2 protein-coding genes are annotated in these 1528 nt (G+C 46.1%); both read left to right on the top strand.

Annotated features, from left to right (window positions below):
- The first annotated feature begins 130 nt into the window (after window positions 1-130).
- Complete coding sequence (locus ACQY26_RS03550; RefSeq protein WP_428047724.1) at window positions 131-991, top strand: glycine--tRNA ligase subunit alpha; 861 nt, start codon at window positions 131-133, stop codon at window positions 989-991.
- On the top strand, window positions 988-1528 hold a 541-nt coding region (locus tag ACQY26_RS03545; protein WP_428047723.1), incomplete at its 3' end, for a glycine--tRNA ligase subunit beta. The genes ACQY26_RS03550 and ACQY26_RS03545, both read left to right, overlap by 4 nt.

Genomic DNA, 1528 nt, shown 5'->3' with positions numbered 1-1528 from the left:
CCCGCGTATCCGACCGAAGCAAAAATCAAAATTTGCCTAAATATTAAAGCTTGCTAACCGCGAGCACGCAATATCTCGCGAGGAAACCCAAACCTACCCCCCCCATTCTTAATTTACTATAATTATATATATGAATTTCCAAGATATTATACACGAACTCCAAACCTATTGGAAGAAACAAGGCTGTATAGTCGTACAGCCTTATGACGTTGAAAAAGGTGCGGGCACTTTCAACCCCGCAACCTTCTTCGGCTCGCTTACAAGCAAACCGACAAAAGCCTGCTATGTGGAACCGTGCAGAAGGCCTGCCGACGGCAGATACGGGGAAAACCCAAACAGGCTCGGCAAATATTATCAATTTCAAGTAATACTCAAACCCGCGCCGGAAAATGTGCAGGAACTTTACTTAAATTCTTTAAAAGCCATCGGGCTGGACCCCAAAATCCACGATGTCCGCTGGATTGAAGACGATTGGCAGTCCCCCACACTCGGCGCAAGCGGAGTGGGCTGGGAAATTTGGCTTGACGGCATGGAGATAACCCAGTTTACATACTTCCAAATTATGGCCGGGAACACTTTAAAGCCCATTACTGCGGAAATAACTTACGGGCTTGAACGCATCGCCATGTACTGCCAAAAGAAAGACACCATTTTTGACATTATGTGGAATGACGACACCACCTACGGCGAACTTGTAAAAGAGAGCGAAAAGCAATTCTCCCACTATAATTTTGAAGAAGCCGACGTGGAAAACTTAAGGCGTTACGTTCTGGAAAACGAAGAAGAATGCAAAAAACTTTGCAAAAAAGGGCTTTATCTGCCGGCCTACGACTGCGCGATGAAAGTTTCCCACTACTTCAACACATTGGAAGCGCGCGGCGCGATTTCAGTATCGGACAGAACAAATATCATAGCCAAAATAAGGGGCTTGGCCAAGCTTTGCGCCGCCGAATACATCAAAGCCAACGAGCCTAAGGAAGAAACCATATGAACAACGCACTTTTAGAAATAGGAACCGAACATCTGCCGGCCCGCTTCCTGCTGCCGACATTGGAGCAGTTGAAAAACAACGCCGACACAATTTTACAGGAGCACAGGCTTAAATACGTCAGCCTGCAAACTTTCGGCACTTACAGAAAATTAGTCTTGGAAATAAAAGATTTGGCTTCCGTATCGGAAGATATTCAAAAAGAAGTTAAAGGGCCTCCGGCGAAACTCTTAAAAGACGCCGAGGGCAACTATACCCCCCAAGCCGCCGGTTTCGCCGCAAAGAACGGCCTTAAACCCGCCCAGCTTGTTACGGTTGAAACCGAAAAGGGGCCCTTCATTTACGCGAAAGTTAAAATCAAAGGCGAAAAGACCCAAAAGCTTTTGCCGGGCATTTTTACGGAAATAATAAAAAGTTTGAACTTCCCCAAAAACATGGTTTGGGAAGACAGCTGTTTCCATTTTGCCCGCCCGATAAGGAGCATTTTGGCGCTTTACGGGGATAAAGTGGTCAAATTTGAAATCGCCGGCGTAAAATCCA

Origin of the sequence: Candidatus Proelusimicrobium excrementi (assembly GCF_937881865.1) — a bacterium.
GTDB classification, from domain to species: domain Bacteria; phylum Elusimicrobiota; class Elusimicrobia; order Elusimicrobiales; family Elusimicrobiaceae; genus Proelusimicrobium; species Proelusimicrobium excrementi.
This window is presented reverse-complemented; position numbering and strand designations above follow the sequence as displayed.

What these genes read in the sequence shown, in the direction of transcription:
- ACQY26_RS03550 (WP_428047724.1), top strand. Translation starts at nt 131, where the DNA reads ATGAATTTCCAAGATATTATACACGAACTCCAAACCTATTGGAAGAAA.